The organism is Streptomyces sp. NBC_00647 (assembly GCF_045207245.1).
GTDB lineage: Bacteria > Actinomycetota > Actinomycetes > Streptomycetales > Streptomycetaceae > Streptomyces.
On the sequence record NZ_CP109040.1, the window covers coordinates 5,755,430 to 5,774,288 of the forward strand.

At 70.4% G+C, this 18,859-nt stretch carries 17 protein-coding genes; 12 read left to right on the plus strand and 5 right to left on the minus strand.

All coding sequences use genetic code 11. The features are described from left to right. The first annotated feature begins 91 nt into the window (after positions 1-91). The 6 genes from OG788_RS25295 to OG788_RS25320 all read left to right on the plus strand — a co-directional run bounded on the left by OG788_RS25295 (position 92) and on the right by OG788_RS25320 (position 5,800). The gene (locus OG788_RS25295) at positions 92-916 is read left to right on the plus strand and encodes a helix-turn-helix transcriptional regulator (RefSeq protein ID WP_266765787.1); all 825 of its coding nucleotides are present in this window, start codon (positions 92-94) and stop codon (positions 914-916) included. A 134-nt stretch (positions 917-1,050) separates the two neighbouring features. Beyond that, positions 1,051-2,511, plus strand: coding sequence for an aldehyde dehydrogenase family protein (locus tag OG788_RS25300; RefSeq protein WP_406373634.1), 1,461 nt, complete (start codon positions 1,051-1,053; stop codon positions 2,509-2,511). Between the two features lie 126 nt (positions 2,512-2,637). Continuing rightward, positions 2,638-3,186, plus strand: coding sequence for a DinB family protein (locus OG788_RS25305; protein ID WP_266761193.1), 549 nt, complete (start codon positions 2,638-2,640; stop codon positions 3,184-3,186). A gap of 41 nt (positions 3,187-3,227) precedes the next feature. Beyond that, the gene (locus OG788_RS25310; RefSeq protein WP_356752052.1) at positions 3,228-3,869 is read left to right on the plus strand and encodes a PadR family transcriptional regulator; all 642 of its coding nucleotides are present in this window, start codon (positions 3,228-3,230) and stop codon (positions 3,867-3,869) included. Positions 3,870-4,004: 135 nt separating this feature from the next. Then, entirely contained in the window at positions 4,005-4,958 is a 954-nt protein-coding gene (locus OG788_RS25315; RefSeq protein ID WP_406373636.1) for an ATP-binding cassette domain-containing protein, read from the plus strand. 113 nt (positions 4,959-5,071) lie between these two features. Further along, complete coding sequence (locus OG788_RS25320; RefSeq protein ID WP_351542557.1) at positions 5,072-5,800, plus strand: ABC transporter permease; 729 nt, start codon at positions 5,072-5,074, stop codon at positions 5,798-5,800. Positions 5,801-5,903: 103 nt separating this feature from the next. On the opposite strand, the gene OG788_RS25325 is transcribed toward OG788_RS25320, so the two are convergent. Beyond that, complete coding sequence (locus tag OG788_RS25325; protein ID WP_406373638.1) at positions 5,904-7,310, minus strand: glutamate decarboxylase; 1,407 nt, start codon at positions 7,308-7,310, stop codon at positions 5,904-5,906. Between the two features lie 96 nt (positions 7,311-7,406). Beyond that, positions 7,407-8,693 carry an ion channel protein gene (locus OG788_RS25330; RefSeq protein WP_406373640.1) on the minus strand — a complete coding sequence of 429 codons (1,287 nt, stop codon included), beginning with the start codon at positions 8,691-8,693 and terminating at the stop codon, positions 7,407-7,409. Positions 8,694-8,821: 128 nt separating this feature from the next. Here OG788_RS25330 and OG788_RS25335 point away from each other — a divergent pair, with 128 nt between their 5' ends. Beyond that, positions 8,822-9,589, plus strand: coding sequence for a MerR family transcriptional regulator (locus OG788_RS25335; protein WP_406373642.1), 768 nt, complete (start codon positions 8,822-8,824; stop codon positions 9,587-9,589). A gap of 148 nt (positions 9,590-9,737) precedes the next feature. On the opposite strand, the gene OG788_RS25340 is transcribed toward OG788_RS25335, so the two are convergent. Further along, the gene (locus OG788_RS25340) at positions 9,738-10,103 is read right to left on the minus strand and encodes a YbjQ family protein (RefSeq protein ID WP_351542534.1); all 366 of its coding nucleotides are present in this window, start codon (positions 10,101-10,103) and stop codon (positions 9,738-9,740) included. Positions 10,104-10,243: 140 nt separating this feature from the next. On the opposite strand from OG788_RS25340, the gene OG788_RS25345 reads away from it, so the two are divergent. After that, positions 10,244-11,398, plus strand: coding sequence for a DedA family protein (locus tag OG788_RS25345; RefSeq protein WP_406373644.1), 1,155 nt, complete (start codon positions 10,244-10,246; stop codon positions 11,396-11,398). A gap of 40 nt (positions 11,399-11,438) precedes the next feature. Here the strand turns inward: OG788_RS25345 and OG788_RS25350 are convergent, their stop codons facing one another. Both OG788_RS25350 and OG788_RS25355 read right to left on the minus strand, forming a co-directional pair. Continuing rightward, a complete protein-coding gene (locus OG788_RS25350; RefSeq protein WP_406373645.1) occupies positions 11,439-13,097 on the minus strand; it encodes a threonine/serine exporter ThrE family protein in 1,659 nt (552 codons plus the stop codon). 134 nt (positions 13,098-13,231) lie between these two features. After that, complete coding sequence (locus OG788_RS25355) at positions 13,232-13,723, minus strand: inorganic diphosphatase (RefSeq protein WP_033321679.1); 492 nt, start codon at positions 13,721-13,723, stop codon at positions 13,232-13,234. A 79-nt stretch (positions 13,724-13,802) separates the two neighbouring features. Here OG788_RS25355 and dacB point away from each other — a divergent pair, with 79 nt between their 5' ends. From dacB to hpt, 4 genes are all read left to right on the plus strand, one after another. Next, positions 13,803-15,359, plus strand: a complete 1,557-nt coding sequence (gene dacB / locus OG788_RS25360; protein WP_351542531.1) for a D-alanyl-D-alanine carboxypeptidase/D-alanyl-D-alanine-endopeptidase — start codon at positions 13,803-13,805, stop codon at positions 15,357-15,359. A gap of 126 nt (positions 15,360-15,485) precedes the next feature. Next, on the plus strand, positions 15,486-16,634 hold the full coding sequence (locus tag OG788_RS25365) for a zinc-dependent metalloprotease (RefSeq protein WP_406373648.1): 1,149 nt from the start codon (positions 15,486-15,488) through the stop codon (positions 16,632-16,634). Positions 16,635-16,826: 192 nt separating this feature from the next. Then, the gene (gene tilS / locus OG788_RS25370) at positions 16,827-17,990 is read left to right on the plus strand and encodes a tRNA lysidine(34) synthetase TilS (protein ID WP_406373649.1); all 1,164 of its coding nucleotides are present in this window, start codon (positions 16,827-16,829) and stop codon (positions 17,988-17,990) included. 166 nt (positions 17,991-18,156) lie between these two features. Then, positions 18,157-18,717 carry a hypoxanthine phosphoribosyltransferase gene (gene hpt, locus OG788_RS25375; RefSeq protein WP_261704688.1) on the plus strand — a complete coding sequence of 187 codons (561 nt, stop codon included), beginning with the start codon at positions 18,157-18,159 and terminating at the stop codon, positions 18,715-18,717. Positions 18,718-18,859: the final 142 nt, after the last annotated feature.

Genomic DNA, 18,859 nt, shown 5'->3' on the forward strand with positions numbered 1-18,859 from the left:
GTTTTAGTGGCAGACTTCGGCGTCTGGAAGACGGTTGGGGAGGCTGACGAACGTGAGCGCTGGTGAGTCGAGCGGCTCGGTGGTGCGGCGCATGCTGCTGGGGTCACATCTGCGGCGCCTGCGTGAGGCGCGTGGCATCACCCGTGAAGCGGCCGGTTACTCGATCCGCGCCTCCGAATCGAAGATCAGTCGCATGGAGTTGGGAAGGGTGAGCTTCAAGACGCGCGACGTCGAGGACCTGCTGACGCTCTACGGCATCAACGACGAGGCCGAGCGCACCTCCCTGGTCTCGCTCGCCAAAGAGGCCAACGTCGCGGGCTGGTGGCACAGTTACTCCGACGTCCTGCCCAGCTGGTTCCCCACCTACGTCGGCCTCGAAGGCGCGGCCCACCTGATCCGGGTGTACGAAGTGCAGTTCGTGCACGGCCTGTTGCAGACCGAGGCGTACGCCCACGCGGTCGTCCGGCGCGGGATGAAGGGAGCTTCGGCCGCCGACGTCGACCGGCGTGTGGCCCTGCGCCTGGAGCGCCAGAAGTATCTGGTCTCGGAGAACGCTCCCGAGTTCCACATCGTCCTCGACGAGGCCGCGCTGCGCCGCCCGTACGGCGACCGCGAGGTGATGCGCGGACAGCTCCAGCATCTGATCGAGGTCTCGGAGCAGCCCAACGTACGGCTTCAGGTCATGCCGTTCAGCTTCGGCGGGCACTCCGGCGAGAGCGGCTCCTTCACCATCCTGAGCTTCCCGGAGTCCGATCTGTCGGACGTCGTCTATCTGGAGCAGCTCACCAGCGCGCTCTATCTGGACAAGCGCGAGGACGTCACCCAGTACGAGAGCGCGCTCAAGCAGCTGCAGCAGGACAGCCCCGGGCCGTCCGAGAGCCGTGATCTCCTGCGGGGGCTGCTCCAGCTGTCCTGAGAGTCTCCACAGACTTCTCAGGCCTTCTTCAACTCCCTTGAAACACAAGTACGATGACGTGTGATCAGACCGTGATCGGATGTCTGCTGACCCGGGCCAGGACTGCCTCGGCAGCACAGGGATTGAGGGAGCACATGTCGTCCTACTTCACCGACCTGGCCCAGCAGTACATCGACGGCGAGTGGCGTCCGGGAACGGGCTCCTGGGACATCATCGACTTCAACCCGTACGACGGCGAGAAGCTGGCGTCGATCACGATAGCCACGGTCGAAGAGGTCGATGACGCCTACCGCGCCGCCGAGCGCGCCCAGAAGAAGTGGGGCGCGACGAACGCGTACGCGCGGCGTGCGGTCTTCGAGAAGGCGCTCGCCCTCATCGACGAGCGCGAGGCGGAGATCGCCGAGGTGATCATCGCCGAGCTCGGCGGCACCCGCCTCAAGGCGGCCTTCGAGCTGCACCTCGTCCGGGAGTTCCTGCGCGAGTCGATCCAGTTGGCGCTGCGCCCCGAGGGGAAGATCATCCCCTCGCCGGTCGACGGCAAGGAGAACCGCCTCTACCGCGTCCCGGTCGGCGTCGTGGGTGTCATCAGCCCCTTCAACTTCCCCTTCCTGCTGTCGATCAAGTCCGTCGCGCCGGCTCTCGCGCTCGGCAACGGCGTGGTCCTGAAGCCGCACCAGAACACCCCGATCGTCGGCGGTTCCCTGGTCGCGAAGATCTTCGAGGACGCGGGCCTGCCCGGCGGTCTCCTCAACGTGGTCATCACCGACATCGCCGAGATCGGGGACGCCTTCATCGAGCACCCGGTCCCGAAGGTCATCTCCTTCACCGGCTCCGACAAGGTCGGCCGTCACGTGGCCACGGTCTGCGCCGCGAACTTCAAGCGCTCGGTGCTCGAACTGGGCGGCAACAGCGCCCTGGTGGTCCTGGAGGACGCGGACATCGACTACGCGGTCGACGCGGCGGTCTTCAGCCGCTACGTCCACCAGGGCCAGGTCTGCATGGCCGCGAACCGCGTCCTCGTGGACCGGTCGATCGAGGCCGAGTTCACCGAGAAGTTCGTCGCCAAGGTCAGGACCCTGAAGACCGGCGACCCGAGCGACCCGCAGACGGTCATCGGCCCGGTCATCAACTCCTCGCAGGCGGACGCGCTCTCCAGTGCCGTCGACCAGGCGATCGCCGAGGGCGCCACCGCCCTGCTGCACGGCTCGACCACCGACAACCTGGTCGAGCCCTCCGTCCTGACCGGCCTCCCCGCCGACTCGGACCTGCTCCGGCAGGAGATCTTCGGCCCGGTCGTCTTCCTCGTCCCGTTCGACGGTGAGGAGGAGGCGGTCAGGATCGTCAACGACACCCCGTACGGCCTCTCCGGCGCCGTCCACACGGCCGACATCGAGCGCGGCGTGAACTTCGCCAAGCAGATCGACGCCGGCATGTTTCACGTCAACGACGGCACCGTCCACGACGAGCCGCTCGTCCCGTTCGGCGGCGAGAAGCACTCCGGCATCGGCCGCCTGAACGGAGAGACGACGGTCGACGCCTTCACCACGACGAAGTGGATCTCGGTGCAGCACGGGCGGAGCTTCTTCCCCTTCTGACGCGCCTTCCCGACAGGCCCTGCCGACATGTCTTCGCGCCCCGGACCCTTGCGGACAGAAACTGACCGCAAGGGTCCGTAGCGTCATCGGTGTCAGACAACAGGACCCGATGAGAGGCGGCCGTTCATGGTCACGCACGTGCGAGCCGAGGAGCAGGGCGACGAACGCGGAGCGCTGCTCGCCTTCGTGGAGGAGCAGCGCGGCGGCATCCGCCGGGCGCTGCTCGGGCTGACCGAGGAGCAGGCGGCGAGCAGGCCGAGCGCCAGCGAACTGTCGCTCGGCGGGCTGCTCAAGCATGTCGCCGAGGTCGAGCAGGGCTGGGTCGCACGGGCCAAGGGGGAGCAGCCCGCGGTGAAGCGGGACGAGTCGAACTGGCACGAGTGCTTCGTCCTCACCGAGGGTGAGACGGTCGCCTCCCAGCTCGCGTACTGGGAGAAGGTCGCCGCCGAGACGGAGGCGTTCCTGCGCTCGGTGCCGAGCCTCGACGACACCTTCGCGCTCCCGAACGACCCCTGGTTCCCGCCGGAGGGCCGTGTCTCGATGCGCTGGCTGGCCCTTCACCTGATCCGCGAGACGGCCCGTCACGCCGGGCACGCCGACATCATCCGCGAGTCCCTGGACGGCAGGACCGCCTTCGAACTGGTGGCGATGGAACAGGGCACATCCTGGAGCTGACCGGACGACCGGGCTGCGCGGACACCCCCTAGGCTGGACGGATGTCAGCGATCCGTCTCCTCGTGCTCGGCGCGGTCCGCCAGCACGGGCGGGCCCACGGCTACCAGGTGCGCAACGACCTGGAGTACTGGGGCGCGCACGAGTGGTCCAACGCCAAGCCCGGCTCGATCTATCACGCGCTCAAGCAGATGGCCAAGCAGGGACTGCTGCACGCCCACGAGATCGCGCCGTCCACGGCCGGCGGACCGCCGCGCACCGAGTACGAGATCACGGACAAGGGCACCGAGGAGTTCCTGGCGCTGCTGCGCGAGTCCCTGACGTCGTACGACCAGAAGATGGACGTCCAGTCGGCGGGCATCGGGTTCATCGTCGACCTGCCGAGGGGTGAGGCGGTGGCCCTCCTGAAGGAGCGGATCCGCAGGATCGAGGAGTGGCGGGCGGCCGTCACCGAGCACTACGTGCCCGAGGACGGCCCCGAGCAGCTCGGCCACATCGGCGAGATCATGAACCTCTGGGTCCACACCGCCGACGCCGACGCCGCGTGGACGCGCGGCCTGATCGCCCGCGTCGAGGGCGGAGCGTACACCTTCGCCGGGGAGGGCGAGCCGTTCGTCGGCGTCCTCGGGGAGGACGAGGAGAACCCGTACGCGACGGGGGAGCGGCACCCCGAGGACGCGCGCTGAGCCGCGCACAGACCCTGGCTCATCAAGTTTGACTAATGCCTTGGCCGGGCATACTCTTCGCGGCATGGCAGTAGTCAAGTTTGATTACTGCTTCCGGGGAGTGGGCCGGGAGCGGGCCGGAGCGGAGGGAGCGGGATGACCGAGGCGATCGTCGTCGAAGGCGTACGCAAGCGGTACGGGGGCAGACACGCGCTGGACGGACTGGACCTGCGGGTCGGGCGTGGCACGGTGCACGGAGTGCTCGGCCCCAACGGCGCGGGGAAGACGACCCTGGTCCGGGTCCTGTCGACGCTGCTGCGGCCGGACGGCGGCCGGGTGGAGGTCGCCGGGTACGACGTGCTGGACGAGGCCCGCCGGGTGCGGTCGCGCATCGGCCTGCTCGGCCAGCACGCCGCGCTCGACGAGGAACTCGGCGGCCGGCAGAACCTGGAGATGTTCGGGCGCCTCCACCACCTGGGCGCCCGCGCCGCGCGCGTGCGGGCCGGCGAGCTGCTGGAACGCTTCGGCCTCGCCGACACCGGCCGCAAGGCGGTCCGCGCGTACAGCGGCGGCATGCGGCGCCGCCTGGACCTGGCCGCCTCCCTCATCACCGACCCCGAGGTGCTGTTCCTGGACGAGCCGACGACCGGGCTCGACCCGCGCGGCCGGGCCGAGGTGTGGGCCGCGGTGCGCTCCCTGGTCGGAGGCGGTACGACGGTGCTGCTCACCACGCAGTACCTGGAGGAGGCGGACCAGCTCGCCGACCGCATCTCGGTCGTCGACCGCGGACGCGTCATCGCGGACGGCACGGCGGACGAACTGAAGTCCCGGACGGGCGGCGACCGCATCGACGTGGTGCTGCGCGACGCGGGACTGCTGGGCGCCGCCGTGGCCCTGCTGCCGTTCCCGGGGGAGGGCGTCTCGGTCGACACGGACCGCCGTCTGCTGAGCGCCCCGGTCACCGACCGCATGGCGGCCCTCGCCGCGGTCGTACGCGCCCTGGAGGAGGCCGGGATCGAGGCGGAGGACATCGCGCTGCGCCGGCCGACGCTGGACGAGGTGTTCCTGCACCTCACCGGGGACGAGCAGCGAGTGAAGGAGGCCGTGTGAGCACGACGTACGACACCACCCGGGAAAGGAACCGGGGGCCTTGGCGGCACGGGGGATCCCGGGAGCCACGGGAGTCCGGTGCGGGAGCGCGCCTTCTCTCCGACTGCTGGACCATGACCCGCCGCGAACTCGCCCACTGGGCACGGCAACCGGTCCAGGTCGCGGTCGGCCTGGTCTTCCCCGTGATGCTGCTCCTGATGTTCGGGTACCTGGTCGGCGGCGGACGGGGCGTCGAGGGCGACTACGTCGACTACCTGGTGCCGGGGATGCTCGCCCTGACCATGGCCTTCGGCCTGGAGGGCACGATGCTGGCCGTCACCCAGGACCTCGACAAGGGCGTCATCGACCGCTTCCGGTCCATGCCGATGGCCAACGGCGCGGTCCTGGTGGGCCGTTCGGCCGCCGACATGCTCCAGTCGGCCGTGGGCCTGGCCCTGCTGACCGGGGTCGGGTACGCGATCGGCTGGCGCGCCGACAGCACGCCCGGAGCGTTCCTCGCGGCGATGGGCCTGCTCCTGCTCTTCCGCTTCGCGATGCTGTGGATCGGCATCCACCTGGCGATGGTGGCCGGGAGGCCGGAGATGGTGCAGGCCGTGCAGATCCTGGTCTGGCCCGTCGGCTTCCTGTCCAACGCCTTCGCCGTCCCCGACTCCATGCCCGGCTGGCTGGGCACGGTCGTCGCATGGAACCCGATGTCCCAGACGGCGACGGCCGTACGCGACCTGTTCGGCGGACCGGGCGGGGAGCCGGGCCACATCGGGGCGGCGGTTCTGTGGCCCCTCGCCCTGCTCGCGGTCTTCTTCCCGCTGGCGGTACGGCGGTTCGCCCGCCTGAGCCGCTAGCGGAACACCTCGCCCGTCCGGCGCCGCGAACCGGGCGGGCGCCCACCGCTCCCCAGGAGCGCCGCCCGCGGCACGGACGACATCCCCCAGTGGACGACAGCCCCTAGTGATGGAAGCTCGTCGCCGCGCCCTTGTCGTGGGTCATCGGATGCGGCTGGCGGCGCAGTTCGGGCAGCAGCCGGCTCAGGTCCTCGATGAAGAGGTCGGCGAGGTCGGAGGTGAATCCGTTGCGGCACACCACGCGCAGCACGGACAGGTCCTCGCGGTTCTCGGGGAAGGTGTACGCGGGCAGCAGCCAGCCGCTCTCGCGCATCCTCCGGGACACGTCGAAGACGTCGTACGTGGTCACCTCGGGCGCCGTCGTGAAGGCGAACACCGGCAGCTCGTCGCCCCGGGTGATGAGCCGGAAGTCGCCCAGACAGTCGATGCGTTCGGCGAGCGCGCGCGCCACCGCCCGGGTCGTCTGCTGCACCGCCCGGTAGCCCGCCCGGCCCAGTCGCAGGAACGTGTAGTACTGCGCGACGACCTGGGCTCCGGGGCGCGAGAAGTTGAGGGCGAAGGTCGGCATGTCGCCGCCCAGGTAGTTCACCCGGAAGACCAGTTCCTCCGGCAGTTCCGCGGCCGTCCGCCACAGCGCCCAGCCGACACCCGGGTAGACCAGGCCGTACTTGTGCCCCGAGGTGTTGATCGACGACACCCGGGGCAGCCGGAAGTCCCAGACCAGGTCCTCGTCGATGAAGGGCGCGACCATCGCCCCGGACGCGCCGTCGACATGGACCGGGATGTCCAGGCCCGTGCGCTCCTGGAGCCGGTCCAGTGCCGCGCACAGCTCCTGGATCGGCTCGTACGACCCGTCGAAGGTGGAGCCGAGGATGCCGACGACACCGATGGTGTTCTCGTCGCACAGTGCGGCCGCCGCCTCGGGGTCGAGGTGGAAGCGGTCGCCCTCCATGGGGATCTGGCGGGCCTCGACCTCCCAGAAGTTGCAGAACTTGTCCCAGCACACCTGGACGTTCACGCCCATGACCAGGTTGGGCCGCGCGCCCGGGTAGCGGTCGGCGTTGCGCTGGGCCCAACGCCGCTTCAGGGCCATGCCGGCGAGCATGCAGGCCTCGCTCGACCCGGTCGTCGAACAGCCCACCGCGGCCGACGGATCCGGTGCGTTCCACAGGTCGGCGAGCATCGCCACGCAGCGCCGCTCCAGCTCGGCCGTGCGGGGGTACTCGTCCTTGTCGATCATGTTCTTGTCCCGGCACTCCGCCATCAGGATGCCGGCCTGCGGTTCCATCCAGGTGGTGACGAAGGTGGCCAGGTTCAGCCGGGAGTTCCCGTCCAGCATGAGTTCGTCGTGGACGAGCTGGAGCGCCGTCGTGGGCGGCAGCGGGCCGTCCGGGAGCCGGTGCTTCGGCGGCGCCTCGACCATGCCGCTGACCGGATTGGTCTCCCCGTAGAACGGGTTGACGGAGGCGGGGCGTTCATCGGGCGTCTGGTGGCCCTGGTGGAGCGGCACGGGCTTCTCCCAACGGTTCAGCGGGACGGGGCGTCCCCATGGTTCATCGGATGGGGGGTTCCCGGTGGTTCATCGGGGATGCCGTTCTCCGGTGGTTCATCTGATCGGGCTTCCGTCCTTGTGCAGCTGCATCTGCGGCCGTCCGGTCACCAGCAGCCAGGCCGGCAGCGAGGCGATGCAGAGCAGGGCGATGATCGTGGGCGAGGACACCAGGACGGCGGCCGTGAACAGGCTCACCCAGCCCTGCCGGGTGGTCGCGAGGAGCACGCCCAGTACTCCGGCGGCCAGGCCCAGCGACGCCGGGACCGAGGGCACGAGCGCGTGGGCGCACAGGCCGAACGCGGAACCGGCGAAGACGGCCGGGAAGATCCGGCCGCCCCGGAACCCGCAGGACGCCGCGACGACCAGCGCGGCCAGCTTCACCACGGCCATCAGCCCGAGGCGGCCCGCCGAATAGCCGTCCGGGTCCCGGGCCAGCTCGACGACCTGGTCAAGGCCCTTGAACAGCGTCAGCGGGCCGCCCAGACAGCCCAGCAGGCCGAGGACGAGGCCGCCGACGGGAAGCATCACCATGGGGTGCCGCAGGCGCGTGAAGACCTTGTGGACATAGGGGAAGACGTAGACCGCGGCCATGCCGAGCACCGCCGCGGCGGAGGCGATCACCAGCGCGGACAGCACATCGGCCCAGCCGGGATCGCCGAGCGGGGGCAGATCCAGGTCGAAACTCGGATGGCCGATCAGCGACGTGGTGATCGAGCCCACGGCGGCCGCGGTCAGCGGCGCGAAGAGGTTGTCCCACAACAGGCCCTTGATCTGCCGTCCGGCGAGCGCCTCGGAGATGACCAGCGCCGCCGCGACCGGTGTACCGAACAGGGCGCCGATCGTCCCCGCCTCGGCCAGCATCACCCACAGCGCGCCGGGTGCCTTGGGCGCGAACCTGCGGCCCGCCCAGAACGCCAGCGCGACGTTGACGGCGATGATCGGGTTCTCGGGGCCGAGGCTCGGGCCGCCCGCCAGCATCAGCGCGGTCGCCACCAGCAGCCCGGGCAGGATGAAGAGGGCCATCGGCTCCGCCTGGAGCCCCACGGTGGCCGGATCGGGTCCCGCGTGCCCCGGCGCCTTCCACACCACCAGACCGACCAGGATGCCGGTGGTGGTGAGCATGACGATCATCCACAGGGAGGAGTACCCGCCGATGCCGAGCGCGTCCGGAAGGTCCGTCCACAGCACGTCCTTGAGCTGGTCGGCCAGCTTGCTCACACCCACGTAGAGAAGGGCCGAGACCGCGCCGACGACCACGGACGGAAGGAACAGAGGCAGCAGGGTCCGCGCTGGCGTCGCCCGGGTCGGGGCCGGTCCCGGGGGAGCCGCGTCGTCGGTCACGGGCTCACCCTAAACGCGCGAAACGGACATAACATCCCGGGTGTCCGCGCCCGATCCCGGAATTCCGGGCTTGCACCTCACGTCACGTCAGGCCTCATCGTGAAGGGCGTACCGAGGAAGGAGCGGAAGTGGGCTACTCAGTGGGCCAGGTCGCCGGGTTCGCCGGAGTCACGGTGCGCACCCTGCACCACTACGACGAGATCGGTCTCCTCGCGCCCGGCGAACGCAGCCATGCGGGTCACCGGCGTTACAACGACGCCGACCTCGACCGGCTGCAGCAGATCCTGTTCTACCGAGAGCTCGGCTTCCCGCTCGACGAGGTCGCCGCCCTGCTCGACGACCCGGAAGCGGACCCGCGCGCGCATCTGCGCCGCCAGCACGACCTGCTGACCGCCCGGATCGAGAAGCTGCAGAAGATGGCCGCGGCCGTGGAGCACGCCATGGAGGCACGCACGATGGGCATCAACCTCACGCCCGAGGAGAAGTTCGAGGTCTTCGGGGACAAGGACCCGGAGGCGCACGCGGAGGAGGCCGAGCGCCGCTGGGGCGGCACGGAGACGTACGCCGAGTCGCAGCGCCGCGCCGCCCGCTACACCAAGGACGACTGGAAGCGCATGCAGGCCGAGGTGGCCTCCTGGGGAGAGCGGTACGACGCCCTGATGGAGGCCGGTGAGCTGCCGGACGGCGAGCGGGCCATGGACATGGCCGAGGAGCACCGGCTGCACATCACCCGGTGGTTCTACGCGTGCACCTACGAGATCCACCAGGGGCTCGGCGACCTGTACGTCGCCGACGAGCGGTTCAAGGAGTTCTACGACTCCATGCGGCCGGGGCTGGCCGAGCACCTGAGGGACGCGATCACGGCGAACGCCGCCCGGCACCCCCGGGAAGCCTGACCAGGGAGGCGTCCGTGACGGCGACTGGCGCCGGCCCGGTCGGGCGCCGCCCGAGCAGGAGGGCGCCGCCGTGCCGCCCGTGCGGGGCAGGTGCCGTCGCCGCCGGTAAGGGGCGTCCGCCATTGCGGGCGCCCCTTACCGGTACGCGCTACTCCTTCACCAGGACCACGGCCGTGCCGTAGGCGCACACCTCCGTGCCCACGTCCGCCGCCTCCGACACGTCGAAGCGGAACATGAGCACGCCGTTGCCGCCCCGCGCGCGTGCCTGCTCCACGAGCCGCTCCATGGCCTGGTTGCGGGTCTCCACCAGCGTCTTGGTGAGCCCCTTGAGCTCACCGCCGATCATCGACTTCAGACCCGCGCCGATCTGGCTGCCCAGATGGCGCGAGCGCACGGTGAGGCCGAAGACCTCTCCGATGACCTGCTCGACGCGATGGCCGGGTACGTCGTTCGTCGTCACGACCAGGACGTCCGCGTGGGGACCCTGGCCGCCGCCGTATTCATCGATGCCCATGGCTCACAGCTTTGTCCCAGTCGCCGCACAGTGCATCCTGGAGTCACGGGTGGAACCTGGCGTGGACACATTGCGTTGATAGCTTTGGTCGGCCGTACAGGACCGCCGTACCTCCCTTCACCCCTCAGGAGCCCGGAACCGTGACGACGCTTGCCCTCGGTCCCAGCTGGCTGGATCCGAACACGCTCCTGGACAACTTCGGCATCTGGGGCCTGCTGCTCATCGTCTTCGCCGAGTCGGGCCTGCTCATCGGCTTCTTCCTGCCGGGCGACTCGCTGCTGTTCACCTGCGGTCTGCTGATCACCGCGGGCACCATGGACTTCCCGCTGTGGGCGGCGATCCCGCTGATCTGCCTCGCCGCGATCCTGGGCGACCAGGCGGGCTACCTCTTCGGCAAGAAGGTCGGACCCTCGCTCTTCACCCGCCCGAACTCCCGCCTCTTCAAGCAGGAGAACGTGGTCAAGGCCCACGAGTTCTTCGAGAAGTACGGGCCGAAGTCCCTGGTGCTGGCCCGCTTCGTGCCCATCGTGCGCACCTTCACGCCGATCATCGCCGGCGTCAGCGGCATGAAGTACCGGCCCTTCCTCATCTTCAACATCATCGGCGGCGTCCTGTGGGGCGCGGGCGTCACACTGCTCGGTTCCTGGCTCGGCGGGATCGACTTCGTGAACAAGAACATCGAGGCGATCCTGATCCTGATCGTCCTCGTCTCGGTGGTCCCGATCATCATCGAGTTCCTGCGCGCCCGCTCCCAGGCCAAGAAGAACCCGCCCCAGGAGCCCGCCCCGGCCCAGCCCGCGGCCGACCGCACCCGCCCCGCCGCGCCCGTCATGGACGACGCGACCAGGCCGCTGCGCGTGCCGCCGGTCCAGGAGGGCCAGGACTCGTCGTACGGCTACCAGGGCCACGGCCAGTCGTACGGCCACCAGGGTCACGACGCGTCGTACGGGAACCACGGGAACCAGGAGCACGACGCATACGGGAACCAGGGCCAGGGTCACGGCCAGGGCTACGGCCAGCAGGGCAACCACCGGGGCCAGCAGGGCCAGCAGGGCCAGCAGGGCAACGGCTACCCGCACCAGCAGCAGCACCAGGAGCCGTACCAGCAGCCGTACGGCTCGGACCAGGGCTACGGCTACGACCAGCAGTACGACCAGGGTTACCAGCAGGGCTACGACCAGGGCCGGACCTACCCGCCGCAGCAGCACCCCCAGGGCCACCCGCAGCAGCAGTACGGCTCGGAGCAGTACGGCTCGGAGCAGTACCGCTACGGCCAGGGCCCCGCGCAGAACTGAGGCCCCGCCCTCCGGCGACCGGTCCTCCCGGGACCAGTCCTCAGAACCCGCGTGTCCGCTTGGCGGCCCGCCGCCCCCCGGCGGAGCCGCCCGGCAGGCGCAGGAACAGCCGCGAGATCTCCGAACCCAGATTCACGCCGATCGCGATGGCCATGGCGAGGGCCGCCGCCTTGGTGAGCGACACCAGGCCCTTGTCGACCTCGTTCTGGGCGATCGACAGCAGACCGAAGTAGGTCGCCGAACCGGGCAGCAGGGGCCCGATCGCGGCCGTCGTGTACGGCAGCGCGGACGCGAACCGGTAGCGCGAGAGCAGCTGCCCGAAGAGACCCACCAGGCCCGCGGCGACGGCCGTGGAGGCCACCGGCGAGATGCCGCCCGCGTAGTGCATCGCCCCGTACACCGACCAGGCCACACCGCCGTTGAGGGTCACCGCGAGGACGGTCGACCGTTCCTGCTGGAGCAGGATCGCGAAGGTGAGCGACAGCAGCATGGACGCGGCGATCTGGAGCACCGGCCGCTCGGAGAGGCTCAGCCCCGCGTCCGGGTTGAGCTGCGTACCCAGCTTCACGCCGAAATAGAGCACCAGCAGGACGCCGGAGACGATGCCCACGAAGAAGTACATGACTTCGAGCAGCCGCGCGGACGCGGTGATGTAGAAGCCGGTCAGCCCGTCCTGCACCCCCGCGACGAGGGCCCGCCCCGGCAGCAGCGCGAAGAGCCCACCGGTGATCACCGCGGAGGCGTTCACATCGACGTGCGCCAGCGTGAGCGCGACCCCTATCGCGGCGGGCGGCATCGCGGCCACCGTGAACTGGTAGAACTCCGGCAGCCCGCGCCCCGCGCACAGCCACGCGAGCCGGTCGCCCAGCATCGCGCCGAGCGCCGCGGCGACGAACACGATCGCGTCGCCGCCGACGAGGACGGAGGCCGCGCCGGCGAGCAGCCCTCCGGAGGCGGTCAGCACCCAGCCGGGATACGGGTGCCGGTTGCGCCGGATCTCCGCGAGGCGCCCGTAGGACTCCTCCAGGGAGATCGCGGTCTCCGGGTCGCTCAGGTCGTCGACGAGCCGGTAGACGGCCCCCAGGCGCGTGTAGTCGGTGCCCCGGCGGCGCACGGTCCGTGACGCCGTCACCGGGTCGTCCACCAGGGACGGCTGGTGCGAGATCGACAGCAGGGTGAAGGTGACGTTCGGCTCGCAGCGGTCAAGACCGTAGGAGCGGCAGACGGCGAACATCGCCGTCTCCACGTCCTCGGCGCCCTCACCGCCCGCGAGCAGCAGCTCGCCGATGCGCAGGGTCAGGTCGAGCACGCGCGGGACGGCGGGCCCCGACTCGTCCTCCTTGTGCACCGGTTCGGGCGCGGGCCGCTCGGTGACCGGCATGCGCAGCATCGTGCGCATCCGGTCCTGCCACGGCGCGTCCTTGGTCAGACTGACCAGGGGGATGCCGGTCGCCGGTGTGAAGGCGGGCGGCGCCTGCCTGGCGTTGTAGGTGCGCGGGGTGCTGAACGCCGAGCCCTCCTGCTCCGGCCCGGGCGGCTGCAGAGCGTCGAGACCGTCGGGGAGCGCGAACTCCGACGTCGTCGACGACTCCTCGTCGGCCACCGCCGGTCCCGGCGCCGCCACACCGGCGGGAGGGCTGAAGGCACTCCTCGCCTCGTCCGACTGCGGCTTGCGGTCTTCCGCTTCCGGGTCCGCCACCAACTCCAGCCTCGCCTTTCGCGTCCGTGTGGTTCTCCTACTTGCCTTCCGTATGCCTCAGTATGCGTACGGATACACGAACGGGCCGCGCGACCCCCATGGGGATCGCGCGGCCCGTTCGGAAGCGAGGGAGGTCAGTGACCGCCCGTCTCCTTGAAGCGCTTGTACGAACGCTCGATCTCGGCCTCGGCGTCCGTGCGGCCGACCCAGTTGGCGCCCTCGACGGACTTGCCCGGCTCCAGGTCCTTGTAGACCTCGAAGAAGTGCTGGATCTCCAGGCGGTCGAACTCCGACACGTGGTGGATGTCGCGCAGGTGCTCCACACGCGGGTCGTGCGCCGGGACGCACAGCAGCTTGTCGTCGCCGCCGGCCTCGTCCGTCATACGGAACATGCCGATGGTGCGGCACTGGATGAGGCAACCCGGGAAGGTCGGCTCGTCCAGGATGACCAGGGCGTCCAGCGGGTCGCCGTCCTCGCCGAGAGTGTTCTCGACGAAGCCGTAGTCGGCCGGGTAGCTGGTCGAGGTGAAGAGTCGACGGTCCAGACGGATCCGACCGGTCTCGTGGTCCACCTCGTACTTGTTCCGTGAACCCTTCGGAATCTCGATCGTGACGTCGAACTCCACCGGTGGCTCCTCCATGATCAGCACATAGTTCTGGTGGTTAAGTGTCCCTCACGCAGGTGGGTGATCGCGAAAGGGGCTGGTGGTCGTGCCAGAGCTGAGGGCTTGGCGGGCCGCGAGACCGCATGTGGTGCGGGTCGCGCGGACGGTGAAACCGCGTGTGGCGCGGGTCACCCGAGCCATGCGGCCCCGTGCCGTTCGGTTCACGACACCGCAGCTCACGGCCGTTGCCGCCACCGTTGGCCTGGCCCTCGCGGCCGGGGCGGTGACCGCGGCCGGTCCCTGGGACTCCACCGGTCAGCGTACGGCCGAGCGCGACTGGGCCGCATCGCGGGAGCCGGAGGGTGGCACAGATCACGCACGTAAATCCCGTACGCCCCGAACGTCACCCCGGCCCGCCCCCAGCGCCGCCTCCGTCCTGGCCGGACTCGGCGGTTCCACGGGCGCCGTGCCCGCGCCCGCCGAGAAGGCCCTCAAGGACGTCCTCGACCCCCTCCTGGACAACCCCGTCCTCGGCTCGCTGCGCACCGCCGTCGTGGTCGACGTGGCGACCGGCAAGCGGCTCTACGGCAAGGGCGCCGAACAGGTCCAGACACCCGCCTCCACCACGAAGATCGCCACCGCCGTCGCCGCCCTCACGGCACCGGGCCCCGACCACCGCATCCGGACGCGTACGGTCCTCGAGCCCGACACCAAGGAGCTCGTGCTCGTCGGCGGCGGCGACCCGACGCTGACCGCCCGCAAGCCCGCCGACGGCTGGGCGGACCTGCGCACCCTCGCGGAGAAGACGGCCACCGCCCTGAAGGCCCGTCACATGGACCATGTGACGCTCTCCTACGACACCTCGCTGTACACCGGCCCCGACCTTCACCCCATCGGCGTCAACGAGAACATCGCGAAGGTCACCGCCCTGATGGCCGACGAGGGCCGCCAGGACGACACGACCAGCGGTACGGCCGGGCGCGCCCCGGACCCGGCGGCGGACGCCGCGCGGAAGTTCGCGGACCTGCTCCACGACGCCGGCATCAAGACGACATCGCCCGGCCCCTCGAAGGCGACGAGCCGCTCGCAGGCCCTCGCCTCCGTCTCCTCGCCGCCGCTGTCCGCCCTGGTCGAGCGGATGCTGACCAACAGCGACAACGACATCGCCGAGGCCCTGGCCCGCCAGGTGGCCATCGCCACCGGCGAGGAACCCAGCTTCGAGGGCGACGCGAAGGCGATCCGTGCCCAGCTGAAGAAGCTGGGACTCCCGCTGTCCGGTGCGCAGTTCGCGGACGGCAGCGGTCTGAACCGCGCCGACAAGCTCTCCGCCGACCTGCTCGCCGCCCTGCTGGCCAAGGCCGGAGACCCGGCCCACCCCGAGCTCCGTTCGGTCCTCACCGGCCTGCCCGTCGCCGGCTTCACCGGCACCCTGAGCACCCGGTACGCCGACGCCCCCACCGCCACCGGCGTCGTCCGGGCCAAGACCGGCACCCTGACCGGCGTCAACACCCTCGCCGGCACCGTCGTCGACAAGGACGGCCGGCTCCTGGCCTTCGCCTTCCTGACCTCCGACGAGGCCCACCCGCCGAACCCCCTGGAGGCGCGGGCGGCGTTGGACCACACGGCGACGGCACTGGCGGCGTGCGGCTGCCGGTAGCCGCACGACGGGAGAGTGCGACCCGCCCGACCCGCGAGCACCAGGAGCACCACCGGCCCCTCGCCCGGGGGGCATACGGCGCCGTACCCCTAACCGCAGCCGGACCCGCTCACGTACGGTTGACGCATGACGAGCATCGGTGGTGCTGCATCTACTGGGATGGTCGACTGGAATCTCGCGGTGGCGACCGCGACCCGACTCGTGCGGCCGGGCCCCGAGGTGAGCCGCGACGAGGCCCGCGCCATCGTCGCGGAGCTGCGCCGGCACGCCAAGGCCTCGGAGGAACACGTCCGGGGCTTTACCCGTATGGGTGACGACGTCGTGCACGACACCCCCGTCCTCGTCGTCGACCGCCCCGGTTGGGTACGGGCGAACGTCGCCGGGTTCCGGGAGATCCTCAAGCCCCTTCTGGACAAGATGCAGGAACGGCGCGGCAGCTCCCCGGGCGGATCCGTCCTCGGCGCCGTCGGCGGCAAGGTCACCGGCGTCGAGCTGGGCATGCTGCTGTCGTTCCTGTCGTCGAGGGTCCTCGGGCAGTACGAGACGTTCGCCCCCGCGACCCGGGACCTGCCCGCCGGGGCCCCCACCGGCTCGGGTAATGGCGGCGGCAGGCTTCTGCTGGTCGCCCCGAACATCGTGCACGTGGAGCGCGAACTCGACGTCCAGCCCCACGACTTCCGCCTGTGGGTGTGCCTCCACGAGGAGACGCACCGCACCCAGTTCACGGCCGTGCCCTGGTTGCGCGACCACCTGGAGGGCGAAATCCAGTCTTTCTTGGCGGAGACGGAAGTCGACCCCATGACCGTCCTGGAACGCATCCGGGAAGCCGCCCAGTCGCTCGCCGGCTCCCGCCCCGACACCGAGGAGGACGACGGAGGCCGTTCCCTCGTGGAAATCGTCCAGACTCCCGCGCAGCGGGAGATCCTCGGAAGGCTCACCGCCGTCATGTCCCTCCTGGAGGGACACGCCGACTTCGTGATGGACGGCGTCGGACCCGCCGTGGTCCCCTCCGTCGCCGAGATCCGCGAGAAGTTCCAGCAGCGCCGCGCCAGGGGCGCCTCCCGGCTGGACCTCGCCCTGCGCAAGCTGCTCGGTCTGGACGCCAAACTCAGGCAGTACAGGGACGGCGAGCGGTTCGTGCGGGCGGTCGTCGACGAGGTCGGCATGGACGGCTTCAACCGTGTGTGGACCTCTCCGAACACGCTCCCGACCAAGGCGGAGATCGCCAAACCGGCGGACTGGGTCGCGCGGGTGCACCGCAAGGCGGAGTCGTGAACCCTACGGGACGGTCGTGAAAGGAATCCGGCCGATGGCAGGCAAACGCCCCTCCAATCACCCGTCCGAGGGACCGTGGGGCATGGGTAGGCGTGCAATGCTCGGGGAACGCCCCGGTTCTGTCACCATCGACACACTCTGAGTGACCGATCCCGGGCTAACCCCCCGAAAACTTCATGAAGGGAACCGGACATGGGTCCCCATCCTGCGGTCGCGGCGATACGCCTGGCGGTCCGCCGCGTACTCCACGACATCCTGACCGAGCAACCGCCCACCCCCGACACCCGGCGTACGCCCGCACGCGGTGCCGCGCGCCCCTGCGCGCCCGACGCGGAGCGCGTACCCGCACCCGGAACACGACGCAGCATGCCCGCGCCCGCCCGCGCCACGCACGACGGGCATCCCGCCGGCTCCCTGCCGCGAGCGGGCGGGGAGGCGCCCCCCGCGCCGCTCGTGCTCGTCGCGTGCTCCGGCGGCGCCGACTCCATGGCGCTCGCCTCCGCCCTCGCCTTCGAAGCCCCCAAACTCGGCATCCGCGCCGGTGGCATCACCGTCGACCACGGTCTGCAGCCCGGCTCCGACCTGCGCGCCGACGAAGTCGTGCTGCGCCTCACCGAGCTGGGGCTCGCCCCGGCCGAGTCCATCACGGTCACCGTCGGCCGCGACGGAGGCCCCGAGGCCGCCGCCCGCGACGCCCGGTACGCCGCCCTGGACTCCGCCGCCGAGCGCCATGGCGCTCGCGCGATCCTCCTCGGCCACACCCGCGACGACCAGGCGGAGACGGTCCTGCTCGGCCTCGCCCGCGGCTCCGGCATCCGCTCCCTGTCCGGAATGGCCGCGGTCTCGGGGGCCGACGGCCGCTACCGCCGTCCCTTCCTGCACCTGGACCGGCAGACCGCCCGCAAGGCGTGCATGGTCCAGTCGCTGCCCGTCTGGGACGACCCGCACAACGCCGATCCGGCCTACACCCGCTCCCGGCTCCGCCACGAGGGCCTGCCCGCCCTGGAGAAGGCGCTCGGCAAGGGAGTCGTCGAGGCACTCGCCCGTACGGCCCAGCTCTCCCGGGACGATGCCGACGCCCTCGACGCGTGGGCCAGTCAGGCGGAGGCGTCCGTGCGTGACGCGGCCGGCCTCCTGGAGTGCGCCAAGCTCTACGCCCTGCCGCCCGCCGTACGCCGCCGGATCCTGCGCCGCGCGGCCATCGAGGCGGGCGCTCCGGCCGGTTCGCTGTTCGCCCGCCACATCGAGGAAATCGACCGGCTGATCACCGGATGGCGCGGTCAGGGGGCCATCAATCTCCCGGGCAAAGTCGTCGCTCAGCGCCAGGGTGGCAGACTGGTGATTCGGCAAGGCTGAAACCGGACCCTGCACCGGGGCCGCTCACGCGGCTCCCCGGGACCCCTTCACTCGGGTCGCGGGCGGTCCGAGCGGCCGTGCGCGGGTGAGCCGAAGGGGACCGCCGCCAACACAGGCGCCCCGTAGGTGAACGAGCCCAAAAAAGTGGGACGGACGACCGAAAGTGATGCGGGTGGACGCGAAAGACATGGGCACCGACCTCAAGTCGGTGCTCATCACCAAGGAAGAGATCGACGCGAAGCTGGTTGAGCTGGCCGCGAAGATCGACGCGGAGTACGCGGGCAAGGACCTGCTGATCGTCGGAGTGCTCAAGGGCGCCGTGATGGTCATGGCGGACCTCGCGCGTGCGCTGTCCACCCCCGTCACCATGGACTGGATGGCCGTGTCGTCGTACGGCGCGGGCACCCAGTCCTCCGGCGTGGTGCGGATTCTCAAGGACCTCGACACCGACATCAAGGGCAAGCACGTCCTGATCGTCGAGGACATCATCGACTCAGGACTGACCCTGTCCTGGCTGATCTCCAACCTCGGCTCCCGCGAGCCCGCCTCGCTCAAGGTGTGCACGCTGCTGCGCAAGCCGGACGCGGCCAAGGTCGCGATCGACGTGGAGTGGGTCGGCTTCGACATCCCGAACGAGTTCGTCATCGGGTACGGCCTGGACTACGCCGAGAAGTACCGCAACCTCCCGTTCGTCGGTACGCTCGCGCCTCACGTCTACGGCGGCTGAGCGCCCCCTTTCTGAGGGCGTCTCAGTCCTTGCGGGACGTTCGGGAACCCCAGCGGGTTTCGCGCCGTTGGAGCATGCGTGGACGGGATTGCCAGCAGTCCCCTGCGGCTTCGGGTGACAATGCTGGGGTACCGTCCGAAGA